The sequence below is a fragment of the Pseudomonas sp. PSB18 genome, assembly GCF_014596565.1.
Classification (GTDB): domain Bacteria; phylum Pseudomonadota; class Gammaproteobacteria; order Pseudomonadales; family Pseudomonadaceae; genus Aquipseudomonas.
Map to the genome: position 1 here is coordinate 292,827 of NZ_NOIN01000002.1, position 21,952 is coordinate 314,778.

Genomic DNA, 21,952 nt, shown 5'->3' on the forward strand with positions numbered 1-21,952 from the left:
TGTGGGAGCGAGCCTGCTCGCGATAGGGCCCTTGCAGTCACCGCCGGATCCGGCTCATCCGCCTGGTCAGAAACCCAAACATCTCCTGCCGCATCGCCAGTACTTCATTGGCCAGGTGATGCCGGCCTTCGGGCAGCATCAGCACCTGGGGCCGGTCGAACTTGCCCTGCAACACCTGCAGATTGTGTTTCCAATCCACCGTCATGTCCGCCTGCCCCTGCACGATCAGTGGCTGGCGCGGGCTGCTCGGGGCGGCTTCGATACGCTTGATCCAGCGCCCCAAGGCGCCCACCCAGGCAGTAGGCAGGCGTAGCGGCTGCAGTGGGTCGGCTTGCAGGAATGGCAGGAACTGCGGATCGGTGGAGTTTTCGCTGAAGCGCCGGGCGATGCCGGTCACGAAGGGCTTGAGCAGGTAATAACTCAGCCGTGACCAGCCCCAGGCCCGAGGCCGCACCAGAGGCGACAACAGGATGACCTGGCCCTGGGCCGGGCTGCTTGCGCCCTGGTTGAGCACATGATCGACCACGATTGCGCCGCCGGTGCTTTGTCCGCAGAGGTGCCAGGGCTGTGGCAGCTCCAGCGTCCCGGCCTCCGCCAGCAGCTTCTGCAGCGTGGCCTGGTATTCGGCGAAATCACCGATGCTGGCGCGCTCACCGCTGGACAGTCCATGGCCCGGCAGATCGCAGGCGATCACCGCGAACTGCTGCTCCAGCGCCCATTCGATCAAATGCCGGTAAAGCCCCATGTGATCGTAGTAACCGTGGAACACGAACAACGTCGCCACGGCTTTTTCCGGACACCAGACCTGACCGACCAACTCATACCCATCGATCTCAAAACGCCCAAGGCCCTTGCGCAAGGTCCGCTGGGGGAAATCCAATCCATAGAAGTGTTGATAAGCCTGCGCCTGCGCAGACAGCGGCTGCCACTGGGCCAACGGTTGCAAACTGGCACGCAGGCGATCAGGGTCGAAAGTGGCAGGCATCGATATTTCCAGGCAAATGCGCAAGGCGCGAAACAGACTTTGTAGACCTGCGATATTCATCTGTCGCGACAGGCATGGCAAGCTACGCGGCTTCAGAGGATGAATCCATGCGCCCGTCCCACCGCACAACGCTGCTTGCCGGTCTGCTTGCCCTTGGGTGCGCCGTCGTATTGTGGATCGCCTACGACTGGTTCCAGGGACGTTTCCTGCGCGCTTTCAGCCAACACACGGCGGTATTTTCCGGCGACCCTCTGCGCCTGCCGCCCGAGCTGGCCGGGCCCGGCCCGATCCGCCTGGTGCACTTCTGGGATCCGGCCTGTCCGTGCAACGTCGGCAATCAGCAGCACCTGTCCGAACTGGTCGACAAATATGCCCCGCAAGGTGTCGAGTTTTATGCGATACAGAAAAGCGGCACTCAAGGCCGGCTACCGGCCACGCTGAGCAGCCTCAAGTCGCTTCCGGCATTGCTCGGCTCGGAGCAGATTCCCGCCAGCCCCGCCGTGGCGATCTGGAATCGCACCGGCGAACTGGCTTACTTCGGTCCCTACAGCGAAGGCTTGACCTGCAATTCGAGCAACAGCTTCATCGAACCGATTCTCGAGGCCTTGAACGTGGGGCGCGCCGTCAATGCAACCCACACGATGGCGGTGGGCTGTTATTGTCCATGGGGCAAGGACGCATCATCCGAATAAGGGAACACCATGAAACGCAGCCTCATCGCATTTCTGTCGTTGGTCGTCACCGCCATCATCGTCACCGGCGGCTACCTCTACAGCAAGCAGCCCACCCGCCAGGGCACGGTGCAGTTGCAGGGGCTGCAAGGCTCGGTGACCGTGCGCTACGACGAACGTGGCGTGCCCCATATCCGCGCCGAGAACGAAACCGACCTGTACCGTGCACTGGGTTATGTCCATGCCCAGGACCGGCTGTTCCAGATGGAGGTCATGCGTCGCCTCGCTCGTGGTGAACTCGCCGAGGTGTTGGGGCCGAAACTGCTCGACACCGATAAACTGATGCGCAGCCTGCGTATCCGCGAGCGCGCCGCCCGCTACGTGGCGGAACAGGACCCACAATCCCCGGCCTGGATCGCGATGCAGGCGTATCTCGACGGCATCAACCGCTACCAGGACAGCCACGTCCGGCCGGTGGAGTTCGATGTCCTGGGCATCCCCAAGCGCCCATTCACCGCCGAAGACACCGTGAGCATCACCGGTTACATGGCCTACAGCTTCGCCGCCGCCTTTCGTACCGAACCGCTGCTGACCTACGTGCGCGATCAACTGGGCGCTGATTATCTGAATATTTTCGACCTCGACTGGCAGCCCAAGGGGGTGCTGGGCGAGCACCGCAAAACCGCCCTGCCCCTGGCCGACGCTGACTGGAAAGGCCTCGACGCCCTGGCTCGCTTGAGCGAACAGGCCCTGGTCGGAAACGGCCTGCCACAATTCGAAGGCAGCAACGCCTGGGCCGTTGCCGGCAGCCATACCCGCAGTGGCAAACCCTTGCTGGCGGGGGACCCGCACATCCGTTTTTCCGCCCCCTCGGTGTGGTATGAGGCGCACCTTTCGGCGCCGGGCTTCGAACTCTACGGGCACTACCAGGCATTGTTGCCGTTTGCGACGCTGGGCATGAACAAGGATTTCGGCTGGAGTGTCACCATGTTCCAGAACGACGACCTGGACCTGATTGCCGAGAAGATCAACCCGGACAACCCCGAACAGGTCTGGTATCGCGACAAGTGGGTGGACATGACCCGCAGCGAACAGCAAATCGCGGTAAAGGGCCAGGCACCGGTAACGCTGGTGCTGCGCCAGTCGCCCCACGGCCCGATCGTCAACGATGTGCTCGGCGCCAATGCCGGCCACACACCGATTGCCATGTGGTGGGGTTTCCTGGAAAGCCGAAATCCGATCCTCGAAGCCTTCTACCAGCTCAACCGTGCCGACACACTGGCCAAGGCGCGTGGAGCGTCAGCCAAGATCCATGCACCGGGGTTGAATGTCGTCTGGGCCAATGCCAAGGGCGATATCGGCTGGTGGGCCGCCGCCCAACTGCCCAAGCGGCCGGCGGGGGGGAAACCCGACTTTCTGTTGGATGGCAGCAGCCCGGAGGCGGAGAAGGAAGGTTTCTACCCCTTCAGCAATAATCCCCAGGAAGAGAACCCTGCCCGCGGCTATATCGTGTCGGCGAATGTCCAGCCGGCTTCACCCGGCGGTATCGAGATCCCGGGCTACTACAACCTCCCCGATCGCGGGCAGCAACTCTATCTCCAACTCAGCGACAAACAGACAAAGTGGGACATCGAAACCACCCGCAAGCTGCAACTGGGCACCACCACTGCCTATGGCCCGCGCTTGCTGGCACCTTTGCTGCCGGTGTTGAGGGAAGTGGTCAACGACCCGCAGGAACGCAAGTGGGTGGAACAACTGGCGCAGTGGCCGGGGGATTACCCGCTGGATTCCGTCAGCGCCACGCTGTTCAACCAATTCCTGTTCAACCTGGCGGATGCCGCCCTGCATGATGAACTGGGGGACGGATTTTTCGATACTGCCCTGTCCACCCGAGAGATCGACGCCGCGCTGCCGCGCCTGGCCGCCTCGGCGGACTCGCCCTGGTGGGACGATCGCACGACCCTGGGCAAGGAAACCCGTGCCGACATCGTGAAAACAGCCTGGAGCAACAGCCTGGCGCACCTGAAGGCCACCTTCGGTGACGATGCCACGCAATGGCAATGGGGTAATGCCCATACCCTTACACACGGACATCCACTGGGCATGCAAAAGCCGTTGGACCGGATCTTCAACGTCGGCCCGTTCGCCGCACCCGGTACCCATGAAGTCCCCAACAATCTCTCCGCCAGGATCGGCCCGGCACCCTGGCCGGTCATCTATGGCCCGTCTACCCGGCGCATCATCGATTTCGCCGACCCGACCCACAGCGTCACCATCAACCCGGTCGGCCAGAGTGGCGTGCCGTTCGACAAATATTACGCCGATCAGGCCGAAGCCTACATCGAGGGCTTGTATCACCAGGCGCACCTGGCTGAGGAAGAAGTGACCGCCAACACCCATGACACCCTGAAACTGTTGCCGGCCAGGACTGCGCCCTGAGCCGGGCGACATTCACTTTTTTTCACCACCGACAGGCTTGATCATCATTGTTGGTCAAGACTACAGAGGGTTCCTCTCCGTCCACCCCCAATGGAGTCATCGCGATGTTCAATAACTGGTCCGAACTGCTGCCCACCATCAAGAGCGCCTTTGGTGCCCTGGGCAAGAGCAACCCGAAAATGGTCAAGGCCTACATGGCCCTGGATGAAGCCGCTGCCGAGAACAATGTGCTCGATGCCAAGACCCGGGAGCTGATTTCCATCGCCGTGGCGATCACGACCCGCTGTGACGGTTGCATCGGCGTGCACACCGATGCCGCCATCAAGGCCGGCGCCACCCGCGAAGAAATCGCCGCGACCCTGGCTACCGCAGTGTCCTTGAATGCCGGCGCGGCCTACATCTACTCGCTGCGAGCGCTGGAAGCCCATGACACGCTGAAGAAATGAACTAGGCCATTGCTGCGAAATTGAGCCTGAACTGTTGCGGCGTCACCCCCAGCCTGCGATTAAAGACATTGCGCATGTGTTGAGCATCGCGAAAGCCGCATTGCCAAGCCACGGTCTTGAGCGGGGCCCGGGTGCTTTCCAGTATTACGCGCGCTGCGTCTACCCGGGCCCGCTCGACGAATTCCGCCGGGGTGACCTTGGCCTCCCGAGTGAACACCCGGGAAAAGTTGCGCTGGCTCATGTTCGCGGCATTGGCCAGATCGGCGAGTCCCAAGTCACCGTTCAGGTTCGCCAGCACATAGGCCTGGACCCGGGCCACGGCAGACGTCGGCGCGGCATGAGGCGCAAGAAAAGGACTGAACTGCGATTGCCCGCCTGAACGCTGGGTAAATACCACCAGCCGCTTGGCTACGCTCAACGCCACGTCCGCCCCATGATCCTGCGCCAGCAGGAACAACGACAGATCGATCCCTGCGGTGACACCGGCCGAGGTATAAAGCGCGCCGTCCTGCACGTACAGGCGATCCGCTTCGACCCGGGTCGAGGGACACAACTGCGCCAGCGCCCCGGCATCGCCCCAATGGGTGGTGACGGTCCGCCCCTCCAGCAACCCGGCCCGGGCGAGCATGAACGCGCCGTTGCAGATCGAGCCAAAGCGCCGCGCCCGCCCACAGGCCCCACGTAACCAGGTATCGAATGTCGCGCCGAAATCCATGAATGGCAAATGCGGCCCGCCCGCCACCAACAGCAGGTCGTACGCCTGCGTAGCTTCACTGAATTGGCGATGGGCATTGAGGGACAGACCGTTGGAACAGGGAACCGCCCCCGGCTCGATCCCGATGACCTCAAGCCGATAGTGATCCTCCGGCGCCAGGAACCGATTGGCCTCGCAGAACACGTCCATGGGACCGCTCACGTCCAGCGACTGGACGCCAGCGAATACCACGACCGCAACTGTTTTTTCCATGGGTGCTTGCTTGCCTTCGAGTTGAACGGGATCACAGCCTACGCTAGCCAATCCATCAGCAAGACGCCACCTGGCACGAAACCGAGGTTCATTGGCATGGATCGCAGCCATGGAGAGATTGTTGCGCTGCATCCCCGCAACCAGACTTGTACCCTCGGCGCCGCCCTGGCGCATCGTCAAGAGGAGAGCAGTATGAACAGCATCGCCGGCGTCAAGATCCCCGACAGCGCCCTTGCCCGCGCCACTACCGAATACATCCGCGACGTTGAGTCCGATCTGCTGTACCACCATTCCCGGCGGGTATTTCTGTTCGGCGCCTTGAGCGGCCAGCGTCGGCAATTGGCCTACGAGCCGGAGCTGCTGTACGTCGGTGCGATGTTCCATGACATTGGCCTGGTGGAAGGCCATCGCAGCGACGATGAACGCTTTGAAGTGGATGGTGCAAATGCTGCCGCAGCGTTTCTCAAACCCTATGGGCTGAGTGATGACGATATCGAACAGGTGTGGCTGTCCATCGCTCTGCATACCACGCCGGGCATACCGAAACACCTGCGTCCTACCGTCGCCTTGGTGACCGCCGGGGTGGAGATGGATGTATTGGGCATGGACTACGCCGCCTTCCCGGCAGCACAGCGCGAAGCCGTGGTGCATGCCCATCCACGTGGGGAGGGATTCAAGGAGTGCATCATCTGCGCATTCGCCAACGGCTTGCGGCATCGCCCGCAGACGACCTTCGGCAATGTGAAGACCGATGTCCTAATGGATCAGGAGCCGGGGTTCAAACCGACGAACTTCGTGGAAATCATCCGCACATCCCCTTGGAACTCATGAGCCCTGTGGGAGCGAGCCTGCTCGCGATGACGGATGGACAATCGACATTTTCGTCGACTGTCACACCGCCTTCGCGAGCAGGCTCGCTCCCACAAGGCCTGCGTGCGGTCAGACTGGCTCAGCCACCGCCCGGCGTACTTCCGGTTGTTTCCAGGAGTCGGCAGCGCTTTCTTCGATGGCTTGCTGGATCGCCCGCTTGCGGTTTTCTTCAGCGCGGCGACTGAAGTACCACACCAGGAAGGTGACCAGCGACACCGCCAGCAGGATCAGGCTCGCCACGGCGTTGATCTCCGGCTTCACGCCCAGGCGCACCGCCGAGAACACTTCCATCGGCAAGGTCGTCGAACCCGGGCCCGACACGAAGCTCGCCAGTACCAGGTCATCCAGCGACAGCGCGAACGACATCATGCCCCCCGCCGCCAGCGATGGCGCGATCATCGGGATGGTGATCAGGATAAACACCTTCCACGGCCGCGCACCGAGGTCCATGGCCGCCTCTTCGATGGACAGGTCCAGCTCACGCAAGCGTGACGAGACCACCACCGCCACATAGGCCGCGCAGAACGTGGTGTGGGCAATCCAGATCGTGACGATGCCACGCTCCTGGGGCCAGCCGATCATCTGCGCCATGGCCACGAACAGCAGCAACAACGACAGACCGGTGATCACTTCCGGCATCACCAGCGGCGCGGTGACCAGGCCGCCAAACAACGTGCGTCCCTTGAAACGGGTGATGCGAGTCAGCACGAAGGCCGCCAACGTACCCAGGGCCACCGCGGCGACCGCCGTGTAGCAGGCGATTTCCAGCGAACGCACCACCGAGCCCATCAACTGGGTGTTGTCCAGCAGGCCGACGTACCACTTGACCGACCAACCGCCCCATACCGTCACCAGCTTGGACGCGTTGAACGAATAGATCACCAGGATCAACATCGGCGCATAGATGAACAGCAATCCCAGCACCAGCATCAGGCTTGAAAAACTGAAGCGCTTCATTCCTTGCCCTCCATTTCTTTGGCCTGACTACGGTTGAACAGGATGATTGGCACGATCAGGATCGCCAGCATCACCACCGCCAGGGCAGACGCCACCGGCCAGTCACGGTTATTGAAAAACTCCTGCCACAGCACTTTACCGATCATCAGGGTTTCCGGGCCGCCCAGCAGTTCGGGGATCACGAACTCGCCCACCACCGGAATGAATACCAGCATGCAGCCGGCGATGATGCCGTTCTTGGACAGCGGCACGGTGATTTTCCAGAAGCTGTTGAAGGTGCTCGACCCCAGGTCGGAGGCGGCCTCCAGCAGGCTGGGGTCATGTTTGACCAGGTTGGCGTACAGCGGCAGGATCATGAACGGCAGGTACGAATAGACCACGCCGATATAGACCGCCAGGTTGGTGTTGAGGATCTGCAGCGGTTCGCTGATCCAGCCCATGCTCATCAGGAAGCCGTTGAGCAGGCCGTTGTTGCTGAGGATGCCCATCCACGCGTAGACGCGGATCAGGATCGCGGTCCAGGTCGGCATCATGATCAGCAGCACCAGCACCGTCTGCGTCTCTTTGCGGGCATTGGCGATGGCGTAGGCCATCGGGTAGCCGATCAGCAGGCACAAGGCGGTGCTGATCAGGGCCATTTTCAGCGAGCCCAGGTAAGCGGCAATGTACAGCTCGTCCTCGCTGAGCATCGCGTAGTTGGCGAAGTTGAGCAGCAGCTGCAGCTTCTGATCGACGTAGCTGTAGATCTCGGTGTACGGCGGAATGGCCACATCGGCTTCGGCGAAGCTGATCTTCAGGACGATGAAGAACGGCAACATGAAGAACAGGAACAGCCAGATGAAGGGCACCCCGATGACCAGTTGACGGCCACCGGGCGTTATTCGATCAAGTCGGCGTTTGAATTTGCGCATGTTCATGAGCGAAGCACCACACCGCTGTCGTCTTCCCACCAGACGAACACCTGGTCGCCCCAGGTCGGTCGCTGGCCACGGCGCTCGGCGTTGGCGACGAAGGACTGCACCAGCTTGCCGCTCGGCAGCTCGACGTAGAACACCGAGTGCCCGCCCAGGTAGGCGATGTCATGGACCTTGCCGCTGGACCAGTTGTGCTCGCAGGTCGGCTGCTCGACGGTCACCAGCAGTTTTTCCGGGCGAATGGCGTAGGTCACCGACTTATCCTGCACCGAGGTACTGATGCCGTGGCCCACGTAGATGTTGCGGTCCAGGTCCTTGCAGGTCAGTACCGCGTGGCCCTCGGCGTCGTCCACCACTTCGGTCTCGAAGATGTTGACGTTGCCGATGAACTCGCAGACCAGACGGCTGGTCGGGGTTTCGTAGATGTCGATCGGGCTACCGATCTGGGCGATCCAGCCCAGGTGCATGATCGCGATACGCTCGGCCATGGTCATGGCCTCTTCCTGATCGTGGGTCACCATGACGCAGGTCACGCCGACCCGCTCGATGATCTCGACAAGCTCAAGCTGCATTTGCGAGCGCAGCTTCTTGTCCAGAGCACCCATCGGTTCGTCGAGCAGCAACAGCTTCGGACGCTTGGCCAGGGAACGGGCCAGGGCCACGCGTTGGCGCTGGCCGCCGGAGAGCTGGTGCGGCTTGCGCTTGGCGTACTGGCTCATCTGCACCAGCTTGAGCATCTCGGCCACGCGGGCGTCAATGTCGGCCTTCGGGATCTTGTCCTGTTGCAGGCCGAAAGCGATGTTCTGCGCCACGGTCATGTGCGGGAACAAGGCGTAGGACTGGAACATCATGTTGATCGGCCGCTCATAGGGTGGCATGTCAGTGATGTCCTCACCGTCGAGGAAAATCCGCCCCTCCGTGGGCCGCTCGAAGCCGGCAAGCATGCGCAGCAAGGTGGATTTGCCCGAACCCGAACCGCCGAGCAAGGCGAAGATTTCGCCTTTCTTGATTTCCAGGGACACATCGTCCACGGCAATCGTCTCGTCGAACTTCTTCGTGACCCGGTCGATTTTGACCAGCACCTGCTTGGGTGTCTGGTCGCCCTCGAGGGCTTTCTTATAGGCGCCGGAGGCAACAGCCATTTACGAAACTCCCACAGAATTTACAGTTCGCCCCATGCGGACGAACCTTGGTTAGAGCGGTTATTTACCCGACTTGACCTTGGTCCAGCTGCGGGTCATCAGTCGTTGGATCTTGGGCGGCAACTCGGAGTTGACGTAGAGCTTGTCGACGACTGCTTGCGGTGGGTAAACCGCCTCGTCGGTACGGACTTTCTGGTCCATCAGCTCGCCAGCCTTCGGGTTCGGGTTGGCATAACCGACGGTGTCGCTGACCTGGGCGATCACCTCAGGCTTGAGCAGGTAGTTGATGAAGGCATGGGCTTGCTTGATGTTGGTGGCGTCGCGGGGGATCGCCAGCATGTCGAACCAGAGGTTGCCGCCTTCCTTGGGGATCACGTAGGCGATGTCGACGCCCTTGCCGGCTTCGCTGGCGCGTGAACGGGCCTGGAAGATATCGCCGGAGAAACCGGCCGCCACGCAGATCTCGCCATTGGCCAGATCGGAGATGTACTTGGAGGAATTGAAGTAGGTCACGTAAGGCCGGATCTTGAGGAGCTGGGCCTCGGCCTTCTTGTAGTCTTCGGGGTCTTCGCTGTTGGGGTTCAGGCCCAGGTAATTGAGCATCGCCGGGATCATCTCATCCCCCGAATCGAGGAACGAAACGCCGCAACTGGAGAGTTTCTTGATGTTCTCCGGCTCGAACAGCATGGCCCACGAGTCGATCTTGTCGACACCCAGGACCGCCTTGATCTTCTCGACGTTGTAGCCGATACCGTTGGTGCCCCACAGGTACGGTACCGCGTACTGGTTGCCCGGATCGTTACGCTCCAGGCGCTTGAGCAGCGCAGGGTCGAGGTTGGCATAGTTGGGCAACTGGGCCTTGTCGAGCTTCTGGAAGGCTCCGGCCTTGATCTGCTTGCCCAGGAAGTGGTTGGACGGCACGACCACGTCATAGCCGGTACGGCCGGCCAGTAACTTGCCCTCCAGGGTTTCATTGGAATCGAACACGTCGTAGACCGGCTTGATCCCGGTGGCTTTTTCGAAATCCGCCAGGGTGGTCTCACCGATATAGTCCGACCAGTTATAAATATGCACGGTGGAAGCAGCCTGGACGCTGACCGCGAGCGTCAGGCCTGCACCGACCAGCAAGGCGTTGCGTAACAAAGAAAAGACTGGCACGTGGAGGTCCTCTTAAATAGTCGGGCCCAAGTTGCCCCCGTTGCCTGGCCGCGCTGGGCCCTGCAACAAAACCGGCGCGCAACTTACCCTCGATAAACCGATCCAGCAAAACTTTTAGTTATTTTTAATTGCTCCTGTTGCCACCGCCGCGATGACCGTGACAACAGGAAGATGCCTCAGGCCGGTTTATTTACCGGATTTGATCTTGGTCCAGCTGCGGGTCAGCAGCCGCTGGGTGGCCGGCGGCAAGTCACTGATCGCGTAGAGCTTGGCCTTCACTTCGTCAGACGGATAGATGTTCGGGTCACCGGAGATTTCCTTGTCCACCAACGCCGTAGCAGCCTTGTTGCCGTTCGGGAAGCGCACGTTGTCGGTGATCTCGGCCATGATTTCCGGCTTCATCAGGAAGTTCATGTACTTGTAGGCAGCCTCGACGTTCTCGGCATCCTTTGGAATAGCGACCATGTCGTAGAACGAGCCGGCGCCTTCTTTTGGAATGGCGTAGGCCACCTTGACCTTGCCGCCCGCTTCGGCCGCACGGGACTTCGACTGCTCGATATCACCCGAGTAACCCACGGCTACGCAGATGTTGCCGTTGGCCAGGTCGGAGATGTACTTGGACGAATGGAAATAGCTGATCGAAGGACGGATCTTGAGGAACAGCGCCTCGGCATCGGCCAGTTGTTTCTTGTCCTGGCTGTCGGTCGGGTAGCCCAGGTAGTGCAATGCCACCGGAATCATTTCGGTCGGCGAATCGAGGAAGCTCACGCCGCAACCCTTGAGCTTGGCAATGTTTTCCGGCTTGAGCAGGGTGTCCCACGAGTCGATCTTGTCGACGCCCAGTGCGGCCTTGACCTTCTCTGGGTTGTAGCCGATGCCGATCGTGCCCCACATATAAGGGAAGGCGTGCTGGTTGCCCTTGTCGCTGGCATCGCCCACGGCCTTGAGCAGGTCGGTGTCGAGGTTCTTCCAGTTCGGCAACTTGGACTTGTCCAGCGGCTGGTAGACGCCAGCCTTAATCTGCTTGGCCAGGAAGTTGTTCGACGGCACCACGATGTCATAACCCGACTTGCCGGCGAGCAACTTGGCTTCCAGGGTTTCGTTGCTGTCGAAGACGTCGTAGACCACTTTGATCCCCGACTCTTTCTCGAACTTGGCGACCGTGTCCGGTGCGATGTAGTCGGACCAGTTATAGACATGCAGCACTTTATCGTCCGCCTGAACGGCACTCGCCATCACGCCCATCAGGGACATGGCGAGGAGGGTCTTGCCAGCTATCTTCATACCTATTGCCTTCATGGATGATGCTCCAGTTATTCTTTTTAGCCACAGTTCAGTAGCCGGCTCGCGGGCAACTTGAACAGGCGGTAGTCTGGCAAGTTACAGGGCAGGCTTTCAACACACGCCCAACCTTTTGTTCAGACTGTGCGAGGCCCTTGAAAGCGCCTCGCACAGAGCCTAGCACTTAGCCTTGCAACGCACTGAGGGTCAGGTCCAGGCACTGCCTTGCCTTGGTCACCAGCTCATCCACCTCGGCCTTGCTGATGACCAGCGGCGGAGCAATGATCATGGTGTCGCCCACGGCACGCATGATCAGCCCGTTGTCGAAGCAGAACTGCCGGCAAATCATGCCCACGCCCTTGCCTTCGTAGCGCTGACGCGTGGCCTTGTCCCGGACCAGTTCGATCGCCCCCAGCAGGCCGACACCGCGCACTTCACCCACCAGCGGATGGTCGTTCAGTTCCCTCAGGCGTTTCTGCAAATAGGGTGCCGTTTCGCTGTGGACCCGCTCGATAATCTTTTCTTCACGCAGGATGCGGATATTTTCCAGGGCCACCGCGGCGGCCACCGGGTGACCGGAGTAGGTGAAGCCGTGGTTGAAGTCGCCGCCTTCGTTGAGCACCTCGACCACGTCGTCACGCACGATCAGGCCGCCCATGGGGATGTAGCCGGAGGTCAGGCCCTTGGCGATAGTCATCAGGTGCGGCTTCAACCCGTAGAAGTCGGTACCGAACCACTCACCGGTGCGACCGAAACCGCAGATCACTTCGTCGGCCACGAACAGGATGTCGTACTTGGCGAGAATCTCCTTCATGCGAGGCCAGTAGCTGTCCGGTGGCACGATCACGCCGCCCGCGCCCTGGATCGGTTCGGCGATGAAAGCGCCGACGTTGTCCACGCCGATCTCCAGGATTTTCTCTTCCAGTTGATTGGCCGCCCACACGCCGAACTCCTCGGGGCTCATGTTGCCGCCTTCGCCGTACCAGTAGGGCTGGGCGATGTGGACAATGCCCGGGATCGGCAGGTCGCCCTGCTCGTGCATATAGGTCATGCCACCCAGGCTCGCGCCGGCCACGGTGGAACCGTGATAACCGTTCTTGCGGCTGATAATGACTTTCTTGTTCGGCTGCCCCTTGATCGCCCAGTAGTGACGGACCATGCGCAACATGGTGTCGTTGCCTTCGGAGCCGGAGCCGGTGAAGAACACATGGTTCATGCCTTCAGGGGCAATGTCGGCGATGGCCTTGGACAACTCCAGCGCTGGCGGGTGGGCGGTCTGGAAGAACAGGTTGTAGTACGGCAACTCGCGCATCTGCTGGCTGGCGGCGTCGGCCAGTTCATCGCGGCCGTAGCCGACGGCCACGCACCAGAGGCCGGCCATGCCATCGAGAATCTTGTTGCCTTCACTGTCCCAGAGATAGACGCCCTTGGCGTGGGTGATGATGCGCGGGCCTTTCTCTTTGAGCTGCTTGAAATCGCTGAACGGGGCCAGGTGATGATCGCTGCTCAGGGCCTGCCATTCACGGGTTTGCGGGTTGTTGCGGGTCATGCGAATTCTCCTTTATATCGGTGGGGGCGAGGCTGCCGGAGGCAACCCCGCCCGGCGCCTCAGACGGCAAAGAGCAGGAATTCCCGCTCCCACGAACTGATGACGCGCTTGAAGTTTTCATGCTCGGCCCGCTTGACTGCGACGTAGCCCGTGATGAATTTCTTGCCCAGGTATTTCTCGATGGTGCTGCTGTTTTCCATGCGCTCCAGGGCGTCTTCGATGGTCAGCGGCAGGCGCAGGTTGCGCCGCTCGTAACCACGACCCACCACCGGTGCGCTCGGATTGATGCCTTCGACCATACCGATAAAGCCGCACAACAGGCTGGCGGCAATCGCCAGGTACGGGTTGGCGTCGGCGCCCGGCAAGCGGTTTTCCACCCGACGGTTCTGTGGCCCGGCATCCGGCACTCGCAGGCCCACGGTACGGTTCTCTTCACCCCACTCCACGTTCACCGGTGCCGACGTGTCCGGCAGGAAGCGGCGGAACGAGTTGACGTTGGGGGCGAACAGCGGCAGCAGCTCGGGAATGAATTTCTGCAGGCCACCGATGTGGTGCAGGAACAGCTCGCTCATGGTCCCGTCTTCATTGGAGAAGACGTTCTTACCGGTGTCCTTGTCGATGATGCTCTGGTGCAGGTGCATCGCACTGCCAGGCTCACCGGTCATGGGCTTGGCCATGAAGGTCGCGGCTACGTTGTGCTTGAGCGCCGCCTCGCGCATGGTGCGCTTGAACACCAGGATCTGGTCGGCCAGGGACAGCGCATCGCCGTGACGGAAATTGATTTCCATCTGTGCCGTGCCGTCCTCGTGGATCAGGGTATCGAGGTCCAGCTCCTGCAATTCGCACCAGTCGTAAACGTCTTCGAACAGCGGGTCGAATTCGTTGGCCGCTTCAATGGAGAAAGATTGGCGTCCGGTTTCCGGGCGGCCGGAACGACCTACGGGCGGCTGCAGCGGGAAATCCGGGTCGTCGCTGCGTTTGGTCAGGTAGAACTCCATTTCCGGCGCGACGATTGGCTGCCAACCCTTGTCGGCATAGAGCTTGAGCACCTTCTTGAGCACGTTGCGCGGCGACAGCTCGATGGGGTTGCCCTGCTTGTCGTAGGAGTCGTGGATCACCTGGGCGGTGGGCTCGATGGCCCAGGGCACGAGGAACACTGCGTTTTCGTCCGGGCGGCACATCATGTCGATGTCGGCAGGGTCGAGCAGTTCGTAATAGATGTCGTCTTCGACATAGTCGCCCGTAACGGTCTGGAGCAGGACGCTCTCGGGCAGGCGCATGCCTTTTTCGGCAATGAACTTGTTGGTCGGCGAAATCTTGCCCCGGGTAATACCGGTCAGGTCGCCAATCATGCATTCGACTTCTGTGATCTTATGGTTTTTCAACCAATCGGTGAGCTGGTCGAGGTTGTTACTCATAAATGCCTCTAGGCGTGAGTTTCCTGGCTGTTTTCAGAAGCCAGGCGTTGTTTGACGCATCGGCGTCGCGTTGTGTTGCCCTTGCCCGCCAGTCGGCGGGAAAAAGGTTCTAAAGTTGAAGGAGAGCCGCTAAAGAGAAATTCGTCCAGGGCGTCCAGAATATTGGACGATGATGACGACTGATCCGCCGGGAGCGACATCAGCATGGGCAAGCACTTGGCGGCCCTCGTCATGGCCGGGGAGCAGGTGTCGCCACTGATGCCATGAGCATTGCGACGAGCATGCCAACCGATCTGCTGGAACAGTTGGTGAGGCCGTTGGTACGGCAGGCGAGACATGAAGCACCCCGGTATTATTGCTGTTATGGGTTTGAATCGAGCTTAGCCTTGTTCATTTTTTTACACAACACCCCCGTAAAAAATACAACACGGCCCGCTCAAGCTTGCGGGCGCCAACTCCCTCAAAGGGAAAAAAACGCCCCAAACTGCCTCAAAAAAGCCCCACAGGTGCTTTTTTAGGGCAAAAAAGCCCCTGCTTGACTTCGGCATGCCGTTCGGGTTGACTGGCTTTCGAAGAGATCAATGATTGATATTTTTAACAACAAAGGTGTTGCATCATGTCGGTACCCCCGCGTGCCGTTCAGCTTAACGAAGCGAACGCGTTCCTTAAGGAACATCCTGAGGTTCTGTACGTTGACCTTCTGATTGCGGATATGAATGGTGTGGTGCGCGGCAAGCGCATCGAACGCACCAGCCTCCACAAGGTTTACGAGAAAGGCATCAACCTGCCGGCCTCCCTGTTTGCCCTGGATATCAACGGTTCGACGGTGGAAAGCACCGGCCTGGGCCTGGACATCGGCGACGCCGATCGGATCTGCTATCCAATCCCGGGCACCCTTTCCAACGAACCCTGGCAGAAACGCCCTACCGCGCAACTGCTGATGACCATGCACGAACTGGAAGGCGAGCCTTTCTTCGCCGACCCTCGCGAAGTCCTGCGCCAGGTCGTGACCAAGTTCGACGAGCTGGGCCTGACCATCTGCGCGGCATTCGAGCTGGAGTTCTACCTGATCGACCAGGAGAACGTGAATGGACGTCCCCAACCGCCACGCTCGCCGATCTCCGGTAAACGCCCGCACTCGACTCAGGTTTACCTGATCGACGACCTGGACGAATACGTCGACTGCCTCCAGGACATCCTGGAAGGTGCCAAGGAGCAAGGCATTCCCGCCGACGCCATCGTCAAGGAAAGTGCTCCGGCGCAGTTCGAAGTGAACCTGCACCACGTCGCCGACCCGATCAAGGCTTGCGACTATGCGGTACTGCTCAAGCGCCTGATCAAGAACATCGCCTACGACCATGAAATGGACACCACCTTCATGGCCAAGCCGTATCCGGGCCAGGCAGGCAATGGTCTGCACGTCCACATTTCGATTCTGGACAAGGATGGCAAGAATATCTTTGCCAGCGAGGATCCCGAGCAGAACGCCGCGCTGCGTCACGCGATCGGCGGTGTGCTCGAGACCCTGCCCGCGCAGATGGCGTTCCTCTGCCCGAACGTGAACTCCTACCGTCGTTTCGGCGCACAGTTCTATGTGCCGAACTCGCCGACCTGGGGCCTGGACAACCGCACCGTGGCCCTGCGCGTACCCACCGGCTCCGCCGACGCCGTACGCCTGGAACACCGCGTAGCGGGTGCCGATGCCAACCCGTATCTGCTGATGGCCGCCGTGCTGGCGGGGGTGCATCATGGCCTGGTCAACAAGATCGAGCCGGGCGCACCAGTGGAAGGCAACAGCTACGAGCAGAACGAGCAAAGCCTGCCGAACAACCTGCGCGATGCCCTGCGCGAGCTGGACGACAGCGAAGTCATGGCCAAGTACATCGATCCGAAGTACATCGATATCTTCGTGGCCTGCAAGGAAAGCGAGCTGGAAGAGTTCGAACACTCCATCTCCGACCTTGAGTACAACTGGTACCTGCATACCGTTTAAGCGGTTGCAGTAAAAAGAAACGCCGCCGCCCTCAGGGCCGCGGCGTTTTTTTATGGCGTTGTGGCGAGGGGATTTATCCCCGCTGGGCTGCGCAGCAGCCCCAAAAAAGAAGGGCCGCTTCGCGCCCCAGCGGGGATAAATCCCCTCGCCACAAAAGCGTATGGATCATCGGCTTGCTCTGCGTACAATGCGCGCAACCCTGCAGGAGAGCCCCATGACACGCACCGCCACCCCTCGCAAACCCCGCGCACGCAGCCAGGCCCGGATCGACTCGATCCTCGATGCCGCCCGCACGCTGCTGGCGGCGGAAGGCGTGGCCAGCCTGTCGATCTACAGCGTGGCCGAGCGCGCCGACATCCCGCCCTCCTCCGTGTATCACTTTTTCGCCAGCGTGCCGGCCCTGCTCGAAGCGCTCACCGCCGATGTCCACGCCGCCTTCCGCGCCTGCCTCCAGGCACCGATCGATCACGACGCGCTGCACCATTGGCACGACCTGTCGCGGTTGGTGGAACAGCGCATGCTGACGATCTACGACCAGGACGCCGCCGCCCGCCAGTTGATCCTGGCCCAGCATGGCCTAACCGAAGTCACCCAGGCCGACCGCCAGCACGATCTTGAACTGGGGGACCTGATGCACAAAGTCTTCTCCCGGCATTTCGAGCTGCCGACACTGCCCAATGACGTCGACGTCTTCGCCCTCGCCATGGAGCTGGGCGACCGGGTCTACGCCCGCTCGGTACAACAACACGGCCAGATCACTCCACGCATGGCCGAAGAAGGCATGCGGGTGTTCGATGCGTATCTGGGATTGTACCTGCCGCCGTATCTGCCCAAGCGCGAAGCGGTCTGATCTCAGACTTTCATACGCATGGCACCCATTGCGCCTAGAGCGAGATCCAGCTCGGCGCCATTCAGGTGGCAACCGTAATGGGCGCCAAGCTCATCTTCCCACCCGATCACTTCGTCCAGGACGTTGGCTGCCTGCTCGGGCGTCAAGGCGAAGTGCTTACAGTGGCTGAGCAGGTTATCGCGGGTGATGGCTCGTCCACTCCGACCGACCGCCATCGAAAGATAGGGCGGCGAAGAACCATCGAGTCCTGGCACCACGTCGTACATCGGCGCCAACCGCCATCGCCCTTTGAGCCAAAGGATTGCATGGTTTTTCGGATGATCGTCGTCATTGCCAACCAACGCGTTAAAACACATGCGCTTGAATAGTTCACGCAAGTCGTCATCCGGGACTCCCCGCCGCTTCATTTCATTCGAAATACCCGACAGGGCTCAGATCCGTTCGATGAAGGTCCCGCAAAACGCGTTCCCCCCAGCCATCAGGCATTGCATCGTTGATGAAACCCGGTACGCCACGGTTAGCGGTGATGCCAACAAAGGGTTGTACACGAAGTGGATAACGGATCGGGTCAGGTACCCAGACATGGCCGGCGACATAATCGGGGTCGTAAATAAACTCCCCCTGACCATTCTCGATGCTCAACCGGCCCAATGTTTGAATCTCTCCAGTTTCGGGATCTTCGACATAGATATAAGCCTTGGGCATCAGAAGTCCCCCTTAGCACCGGCCAGCCGCACCCGGGCTTTTGGTGGTGTTTGAACGGTCGTAAGGGATGAGGCTTCGATTTGCTGGCGGCTCTGAAACACTTCCTGGGTCAACCCCAATTGCCACAGAACCAGCATGAATGATCGCAATTCCACGGACGGGTCACCGGCCTCAATCTTGCGTACCGTTCTTTCCGAAACGGCCAATGACGCGGCGAGATCTTTTTGTCGCTGTCGGTTTTGCAAGCGCCTGCTTTTCACCAAGATCCCAATGGCGTGGAGGCTGTCGGCACAGTCGATAGGGAAAAACTCATTCATAAACGGCGCTCAGAGGCTGCTAAGACATGCTAAAACGAACTATAGCACCGCTTAAAGACAATAACCGTTAAAGAAGGTCAGGCATTAACATCCTTATAAGTCTCCTTATATTATTTAAAGCGCATTTAAATACCTCTTAAATCAAACTTACGCTCTACGCGGGAGCGCAGCCAGAGACGCTTCGCGTCCCAAAGAGTCGAACACAGAGTGTCCGCAGCGCACTCCCAAACAAAGAGCGTGGGAACGAGCCCCAAAAGGCCAACGCCGTTCGGGGCATCGAGGTGAGCACCGCTCACAACTTGGCGATGGACACCTCCGTGGATTTGACGAAAGCGATCACTTCGCTGCCGATCGCCAGTTCCAGCTCCTTGACCGAACGGGTGGTGATGACCGAGGTGACGATACCGGAGGCGGTCTGGACGTCGATTTCCGAGAGTACGTCGCCTTCGACGATTTCCTTGATGATGCCTTTGAACTGGTTACGCACGTTGATGGCTTTGATGGTCATGGTGTCGATTCCTATCTGGAGGGTGTTATTGCGCCCAACGCAGTTGCGTGGGCAAGGGTGAAACGGGTTCGGGTTCCGGCGGTTGGCCGGGCAGGGACAGCACGCGGTTGAGGACTTCGGTCTCCAGGGTCGCCAGGCGATGGGAGCCGCGAACCCGCGGGCGTGGCAGATCGATGGGTAGGTCGAGACCGATCCGGCCGTCTTCGATCAGGATCACCCGGTCGGCGATTGCCACCGCTTCGCTGACGTCATGGGTCACTAGCAGCACGGTAAAGCCGTGTTGCTGCCACAGGCGTTCGATCAGTTGCTGCATTTCGATGCGGGTCAGGGCGTCGAGCGCTCCCAGGGGTTCGTCGAGCAACAACAGGCGCGGCCGATGAATCAACGCGCGGGCCAGGGCCACCCGCTGTTTCTGGCCGCCGGACAAGGCCGCCGGCCACTCATCGGCACGGTCGGCCAGGCCGACGGCGTCCAGCGCCTGCAATGCCTGGGCGCGCCAGTTGCCTTTGAGCCCCAGGCCGACGTTGTCGATGACTTTTTTCCAAGGCAACAGGCGCGCTTCCTGGAACATCAAGCGAGTGTCCTGTTGCGCGGCGCTCAACGGCGCCGAGCCTGCCAGCAGTTGACCATCCGAGGGTTGATCGAGGCCAGCCAACAGGCGCAGCAAGGTGCTTTTGCCGCAGCCACTGCGACCGACCACCGCCACGAATTGTCCAGCGGGGATGTGCAGGTCGATGTCCCGCAGCACCTGGCGCGAGCCGAAGGTTCTCTGCAGTTTGCGCACCGCCAGCGGAATGCCTTGCAACAGGCGCGGGGGTTGTTGGGCGGTCATGGGGCATTCCCCTTGTTCACCTGATACGCCGGATGCCAGCGTAGCCAGACCCGTTCAAGCCCGCGGGCCGCGAGGTCGGCCAGCTTGCCGAGCACGGCGTACAACAGAATCGCCAACACCACCACGTCGGTCTGCAGGAACTCCCGGGCGTTCATCGCCAGGTAGCCGATGCCGGAGTTGGCGGAGATGGTTTCCGCGACGATAAGCGTCAACCACATGAAACCCAATGCAAACCGCACCCCCACCAGGATCGAAGGCAACGCGCCCGGCAGGATCACCTGGCGAAACAGGCTGAAGCCGGACAAACCGTAGCTGCGGGACATTTCCACCAGCGCCGGATCGACATTGCGGATGCCGTGGTAGGTGTTGAGGTAGATCGGAAACAGCGTGCCAAGCGCGACCAGGAAAATCTTCGCCGACTCATCGATGCCGAACCACAGGATCACCAGCGGAATCAACGCCAGGTGCGGCACGTTTCGCACCATCTGCACCGAACTGTCCAGCAGACGCTCGCCCCATTTCGACAGGCCGGTGATAAAGCCCAGCACCAACCCGATACTTCCGCCGAGCAGGAAACCGACCGTCGCCCGCCAACCGCTGATCGCCAGGTGGGTCCAGATCTCGCCGCTGCGCACCAGGTTGACTCCGGCCTCGATCACGGCCACCGGGGCAGGCAGGATTCGCGTGGACAACCAGCCCGCCGACACCGACAGTTGCCATACCGCCAGCAACAGCAGCGGCAGCGCCCAGGGTGTCAGGTTGTGGATAAGTTTCTTCATGGCCGCCTCAGCTCTGGGAAGCGGCTTTGGGGAGAATGTCATTGGCGACCATTTCCCCGAACGGGCTCACGTAGCCCTGGCTTTTCGGCTGCTCCGGGCGCTCCACGTCCAGGTGTGGAAACAACAACTCCGCCACGCGATACGACTCTTCGAGGTGTGGATAACCGGAGAAAATAAAGGTGTCGATCCCCAGGTCAGCGTATTCCTTGACCCGCGCAGCTACCGTCGGGCCATCGCCCACCAGCGCCGTACCGGCACCGCCACGCACCAGTCCGACGCCGGCCCAGAGGTTGGGGCTGACCTCCAGCTTGTCACGCCGTCCCCCATGTAGTGCGGCCATGCGTTGCTGGCCCACCGAATCGAAGCGCGCCAGGGAAGCCTGGGCGCGGGCAATGGTGTCGTCGTCCAGATGGGAGATCAGCCGGTCGGCGGCTTGCCAGGCTTCGGCATTGGTTTCGCGCACGATTACATGCAGGCGTATGCCGAAGCGCACGGTACGGCCGAGCTTCGCGGCTTTGGCACGCACCTGTTGGATCTTTTCTGCCACGGCGGCGGGCGGCTCCCCCCAGGTCAGCACCATTTCAACCTGCTCGGCAGCAAGGTCCTGGGCCGCCTCCGATGAGCCGCCGAAATACAGCGGCGGACGCGGTTGCTGGATGGGCGGATAGAGCAACTTGGCGCCCTTCACGCTGATGTGTTCGCCGTCGTAATCCACGGTTTCGCCTTCCAGCACTCGGCGCCAGATGCGGGTGAACTCCACCGAAGCCTGGTAGCGCGCCTCGTGATCCAGGAACAGGCCATCACCGGCCAGTTCTTCCGGATCACCGCCGGTCACCAGGTTGAACAGCGCCCGGCCGCCGGACAACCGGTCCAGGGTCGCGGCCTGGCGCGCCGCGACTGTCGGGGAAATGATCCCGGGGCGCAGGGCAACGAGGAATTTCAGGCGCTGGGTCACCGGAATCAACGACGCGGCCACCAGCCAGGAGTCTTCGCAGGAACGTCCGGTGGGAATCAGCACGCCACCGAAACCCAGCCTATCCGCCGCCTGGGCAATCTGCTGCAAGTAACCGTGATCAACGGCGCGGGCGCCTTCGACAGTGCCCAGGTAATGGCCATCGCCGTGAGTGGGCAGGAACCAGAAAATATTGAGGCTCATGGAGTGGTCTCCTAA

At 60.8% G+C, this 21,952-nt stretch carries 22 protein-coding genes; 6 read left to right on the forward strand and 16 right to left on the reverse strand.

The window, feature by feature from the left end:
- Positions 1–37 precede the first annotated feature (37 nt).
- Positions 38–985 (reverse strand): alpha/beta hydrolase, encoded by a 948-nt coding sequence (locus CGA22_RS05435; protein ID WP_041021465.1) that lies wholly within the window; start codon positions 983–985, stop codon positions 38–40.
- A 107-nt stretch (positions 986–1,092) separates the two neighbouring features.
- Here CGA22_RS05435 and CGA22_RS05440 point away from each other — a divergent pair, with 107 nt between their 5' ends.
- The 3 genes from CGA22_RS05440 to CGA22_RS05450 all read left to right on the forward strand — a co-directional run bounded on the left by CGA22_RS05440 (position 1,093) and on the right by CGA22_RS05450 (position 4,541).
- On the forward strand, positions 1,093–1,677 hold the full coding sequence (locus tag CGA22_RS05440; protein WP_041021466.1) for a DUF6436 domain-containing protein: 585 nt from the start codon (positions 1,093–1,095) through the stop codon (positions 1,675–1,677).
- A 9-nt stretch (positions 1,678–1,686) separates the two neighbouring features.
- The gene (locus tag CGA22_RS05445; RefSeq protein ID WP_041021467.1) at positions 1,687–4,095 is read left to right on the forward strand and encodes a penicillin acylase family protein; all 2,409 of its coding nucleotides are present in this window, start codon (positions 1,687–1,689) and stop codon (positions 4,093–4,095) included.
- Positions 4,096–4,199: 104 nt separating this feature from the next.
- Positions 4,200–4,541, forward strand: coding sequence for a carboxymuconolactone decarboxylase family protein (locus CGA22_RS05450; protein ID WP_024780471.1), 342 nt, complete (start codon positions 4,200–4,202; stop codon positions 4,539–4,541).
- A 1-nt stretch (position 4,542) separates the two neighbouring features.
- Here the strand turns inward: CGA22_RS05450 and CGA22_RS05455 are convergent, their stop codons facing one another.
- Positions 4,543–5,508: a GlxA family transcriptional regulator gene (locus tag CGA22_RS05455; protein ID WP_041021468.1), complete on the reverse strand. Its 966-nt coding sequence runs from the start codon at positions 5,506–5,508 to the stop codon at positions 4,543–4,545.
- 192 nt (positions 5,509–5,700) lie between these two features.
- Here CGA22_RS05455 and CGA22_RS05460 point away from each other — a divergent pair, with 192 nt between their 5' ends.
- On the forward strand, positions 5,701–6,339 hold the full coding sequence (locus CGA22_RS05460) for an HD domain-containing protein (protein ID WP_041021476.1): 639 nt from the start codon (positions 5,701–5,703) through the stop codon (positions 6,337–6,339).
- 108 nt (positions 6,340–6,447) lie between these two features.
- Here CGA22_RS05460 and CGA22_RS05465 read toward each other — a convergent pair whose 3' ends face one another.
- The 7 genes from CGA22_RS05465 to CGA22_RS05495 form a co-directional block, all read right to left on the reverse strand.
- Positions 6,448–7,335, reverse strand: coding sequence for an ABC transporter permease subunit (locus tag CGA22_RS05465; RefSeq protein ID WP_041021469.1), 888 nt, complete (start codon positions 7,333–7,335; stop codon positions 6,448–6,450).
- Positions 7,332–8,252, reverse strand: coding sequence for an ABC transporter permease subunit (locus CGA22_RS05470; RefSeq protein WP_041021470.1), 921 nt, complete (start codon positions 8,250–8,252; stop codon positions 7,332–7,334). Before CGA22_RS05470 ends, CGA22_RS05465 begins: the two co-directional genes overlap by 4 nt.
- Positions 8,249–9,391 carry an ABC transporter ATP-binding protein gene (locus tag CGA22_RS05475; protein ID WP_041021471.1) on the reverse strand — a complete coding sequence of 381 codons (1,143 nt, stop codon included), beginning with the start codon at positions 9,389–9,391 and terminating at the stop codon, positions 8,249–8,251. Before CGA22_RS05475 ends, CGA22_RS05470 begins: the two co-directional genes overlap by 4 nt.
- A 60-nt stretch (positions 9,392–9,451) precedes the next feature.
- Positions 9,452–10,549 (reverse strand): polyamine ABC transporter substrate-binding protein, encoded by a 1,098-nt coding sequence (locus tag CGA22_RS05480; RefSeq protein WP_041021472.1) that lies wholly within the window; start codon positions 10,547–10,549, stop codon positions 9,452–9,454.
- A gap of 186 nt (positions 10,550–10,735) precedes the next feature.
- Positions 10,736–11,833: a polyamine ABC transporter substrate-binding protein gene (locus CGA22_RS05485; protein WP_041021473.1), complete on the reverse strand. Its 1,098-nt coding sequence runs from the start codon at positions 11,831–11,833 to the stop codon at positions 10,736–10,738.
- Positions 11,834–12,014: 181 nt separating this feature from the next.
- Positions 12,015–13,379: an aspartate aminotransferase family protein gene (locus tag CGA22_RS05490; protein ID WP_041021474.1), complete on the reverse strand. Its 1,365-nt coding sequence runs from the start codon at positions 13,377–13,379 to the stop codon at positions 12,015–12,017.
- Between the two features lie 59 nt (positions 13,380–13,438).
- Positions 13,439–14,797 carry a glutamine synthetase family protein gene (locus CGA22_RS05495; protein WP_041021475.1) on the reverse strand — a complete coding sequence of 453 codons (1,359 nt, stop codon included), beginning with the start codon at positions 14,795–14,797 and terminating at the stop codon, positions 13,439–13,441.
- 616 nt (positions 14,798–15,413) lie between these two features.
- On the opposite strand from CGA22_RS05495, the gene CGA22_RS05500 reads away from it, so the two are divergent.
- Positions 15,414–16,790 (forward strand): glutamine synthetase family protein, encoded by a 1,377-nt coding sequence (locus CGA22_RS05500; protein ID WP_024780479.1) that lies wholly within the window; start codon positions 15,414–15,416, stop codon positions 16,788–16,790.
- Between the two features lie 214 nt (positions 16,791–17,004).
- Positions 17,005–17,640: a TetR/AcrR family transcriptional regulator gene (locus CGA22_RS05505; protein WP_041024447.1), complete on the forward strand. Its 636-nt coding sequence runs from the start codon at positions 17,005–17,007 to the stop codon at positions 17,638–17,640.
- Positions 17,641–17,642: 2 nt separating this feature from the next.
- On the opposite strand, the gene CGA22_RS27075 is transcribed toward CGA22_RS05505, so the two are convergent.
- From CGA22_RS27075 to ssuD, 7 genes are all read right to left on the reverse strand, one after another.
- The gene (locus tag CGA22_RS27075) at positions 17,643–18,017 is read right to left on the reverse strand and encodes a HipA domain-containing protein (protein WP_256223176.1); all 375 of its coding nucleotides are present in this window, start codon (positions 18,015–18,017) and stop codon (positions 17,643–17,645) included.
- Between the two features lie 31 nt (positions 18,018–18,048).
- Complete coding sequence (locus CGA22_RS27080; RefSeq protein ID WP_041024449.1) at positions 18,049–18,345, reverse strand: HipA N-terminal domain-containing protein; 297 nt, start codon at positions 18,343–18,345, stop codon at positions 18,049–18,051.
- Positions 18,345–18,662: a transcriptional regulator gene (locus CGA22_RS05515; protein ID WP_041024450.1), complete on the reverse strand. Its 318-nt coding sequence runs from the start codon at positions 18,660–18,662 to the stop codon at positions 18,345–18,347. Before CGA22_RS05515 ends, CGA22_RS27080 begins: the two co-directional genes overlap by 1 nt.
- A 292-nt stretch (positions 18,663–18,954) precedes the next feature.
- The gene (locus tag CGA22_RS05520) at positions 18,955–19,170 is read right to left on the reverse strand and encodes a molybdopterin-binding protein (protein ID WP_024780485.1); all 216 of its coding nucleotides are present in this window, start codon (positions 19,168–19,170) and stop codon (positions 18,955–18,957) included.
- A 25-nt stretch (positions 19,171–19,195) separates the two neighbouring features.
- Positions 19,196–20,002: an aliphatic sulfonates ABC transporter ATP-binding protein gene (gene ssuB / locus CGA22_RS05525; RefSeq protein WP_041024451.1), complete on the reverse strand. Its 807-nt coding sequence runs from the start codon at positions 20,000–20,002 to the stop codon at positions 19,196–19,198.
- The gene (ssuC, locus tag CGA22_RS05530) at positions 19,999–20,781 is read right to left on the reverse strand and encodes an aliphatic sulfonate ABC transporter permease SsuC (protein WP_041024452.1); all 783 of its coding nucleotides are present in this window, start codon (positions 20,779–20,781) and stop codon (positions 19,999–20,001) included. Before ssuC ends, ssuB begins: the two co-directional genes overlap by 4 nt.
- A 7-nt stretch (positions 20,782–20,788) precedes the next feature.
- Positions 20,789–21,937 (reverse strand): FMNH2-dependent alkanesulfonate monooxygenase, encoded by a 1,149-nt coding sequence (gene ssuD, locus CGA22_RS05535; protein ID WP_041024453.1) that lies wholly within the window; start codon positions 21,935–21,937, stop codon positions 20,789–20,791.
- Positions 21,938–21,952 lie beyond the last annotated feature (15 nt).

Bases quoted from the DNA above. Each gene is read 5' to 3' on its own strand.
- CGA22_RS05435 (WP_041021465.1), bottom strand. From the start codon at position 985: ATGCCTGCCACTTTCGACCCTGATCGCCTGCGTGCCAGTTTGCAACCG.
- CGA22_RS05440 (WP_041021466.1), top strand. From the start codon at position 1,093: ATGCGCCCGTCCCACCGCACAACGCTGCTTGCCGGTCTGCTTGCCCTT.
- CGA22_RS05445 (WP_041021467.1), top strand. From the start codon at position 1,687: ATGAAACGCAGCCTCATCGCATTTCTGTCGTTGGTCGTCACCGCCATC.
- CGA22_RS05450 (WP_024780471.1), top strand. From the start codon at position 4,200: ATGTTCAATAACTGGTCCGAACTGCTGCCCACCATCAAGAGCGCCTTT.
- CGA22_RS05455 (WP_041021468.1), bottom strand. From the start codon at position 5,508: ATGGAAAAAACAGTTGCGGTCGTGGTATTCGCTGGCGTCCAGTCGCTG.
- CGA22_RS05460 (WP_041021476.1), top strand. From the start codon at position 5,701: ATGAACAGCATCGCCGGCGTCAAGATCCCCGACAGCGCCCTTGCCCGC.
- CGA22_RS05465 (WP_041021469.1), bottom strand. From the start codon at position 7,335: ATGAAGCGCTTCAGTTTTTCAAGCCTGATGCTGGTGCTGGGATTGCTG.
- CGA22_RS05470 (WP_041021470.1), bottom strand. From the start codon at position 8,252: ATGAACATGCGCAAATTCAAACGCCGACTTGATCGAATAACGCCCGGT.
- CGA22_RS05475 (WP_041021471.1), bottom strand. From the start codon at position 9,391: ATGGCTGTTGCCTCCGGCGCCTATAAGAAAGCCCTCGAGGGCGACCAG.
- CGA22_RS05485 (WP_041021473.1), bottom strand. From the start codon at position 11,833: ATGAAGATAGCTGGCAAGACCCTCCTCGCCATGTCCCTGATGGGCGTG.
- CGA22_RS05490 (WP_041021474.1), bottom strand. From the start codon at position 13,379: ATGACCCGCAACAACCCGCAAACCCGTGAATGGCAGGCCCTGAGCAGC.
- CGA22_RS05495 (WP_041021475.1), bottom strand. From the start codon at position 14,797: ATGAGTAACAACCTCGACCAGCTCACCGATTGGTTGAAAAACCATAAG.
- CGA22_RS05500 (WP_024780479.1), top strand. From the start codon at position 15,414: ATGTCGGTACCCCCGCGTGCCGTTCAGCTTAACGAAGCGAACGCGTTC.
- CGA22_RS05505 (WP_041024447.1), top strand. From the start codon at position 17,005: ATGACACGCACCGCCACCCCTCGCAAACCCCGCGCACGCAGCCAGGCC.
- CGA22_RS27080 (WP_041024449.1), bottom strand. From the start codon at position 18,345: ATGCCCAAGGCTTATATCTATGTCGAAGATCCCGAAACTGGAGAGATT.
- CGA22_RS05515 (WP_041024450.1), bottom strand. From the start codon at position 18,662: ATGAATGAGTTTTTCCCTATCGACTGTGCCGACAGCCTCCACGCCATT.
- CGA22_RS05520 (WP_024780485.1), bottom strand. From the start codon at position 19,170: ATGACCATCAAAGCCATCAACGTGCGTAACCAGTTCAAAGGCATCATC.
- ssuB (WP_041024451.1), bottom strand. From the start codon at position 20,002: ATGACCGCCCAACAACCCCCGCGCCTGTTGCAAGGCATTCCGCTGGCG.
- ssuC (WP_041024452.1), bottom strand. From the start codon at position 20,781: ATGAAGAAACTTATCCACAACCTGACACCCTGGGCGCTGCCGCTGCTG.
- ssuD (WP_041024453.1), bottom strand. From the start codon at position 21,937: ATGAGCCTCAATATTTTCTGGTTCCTGCCCACTCACGGCGATGGCCAT.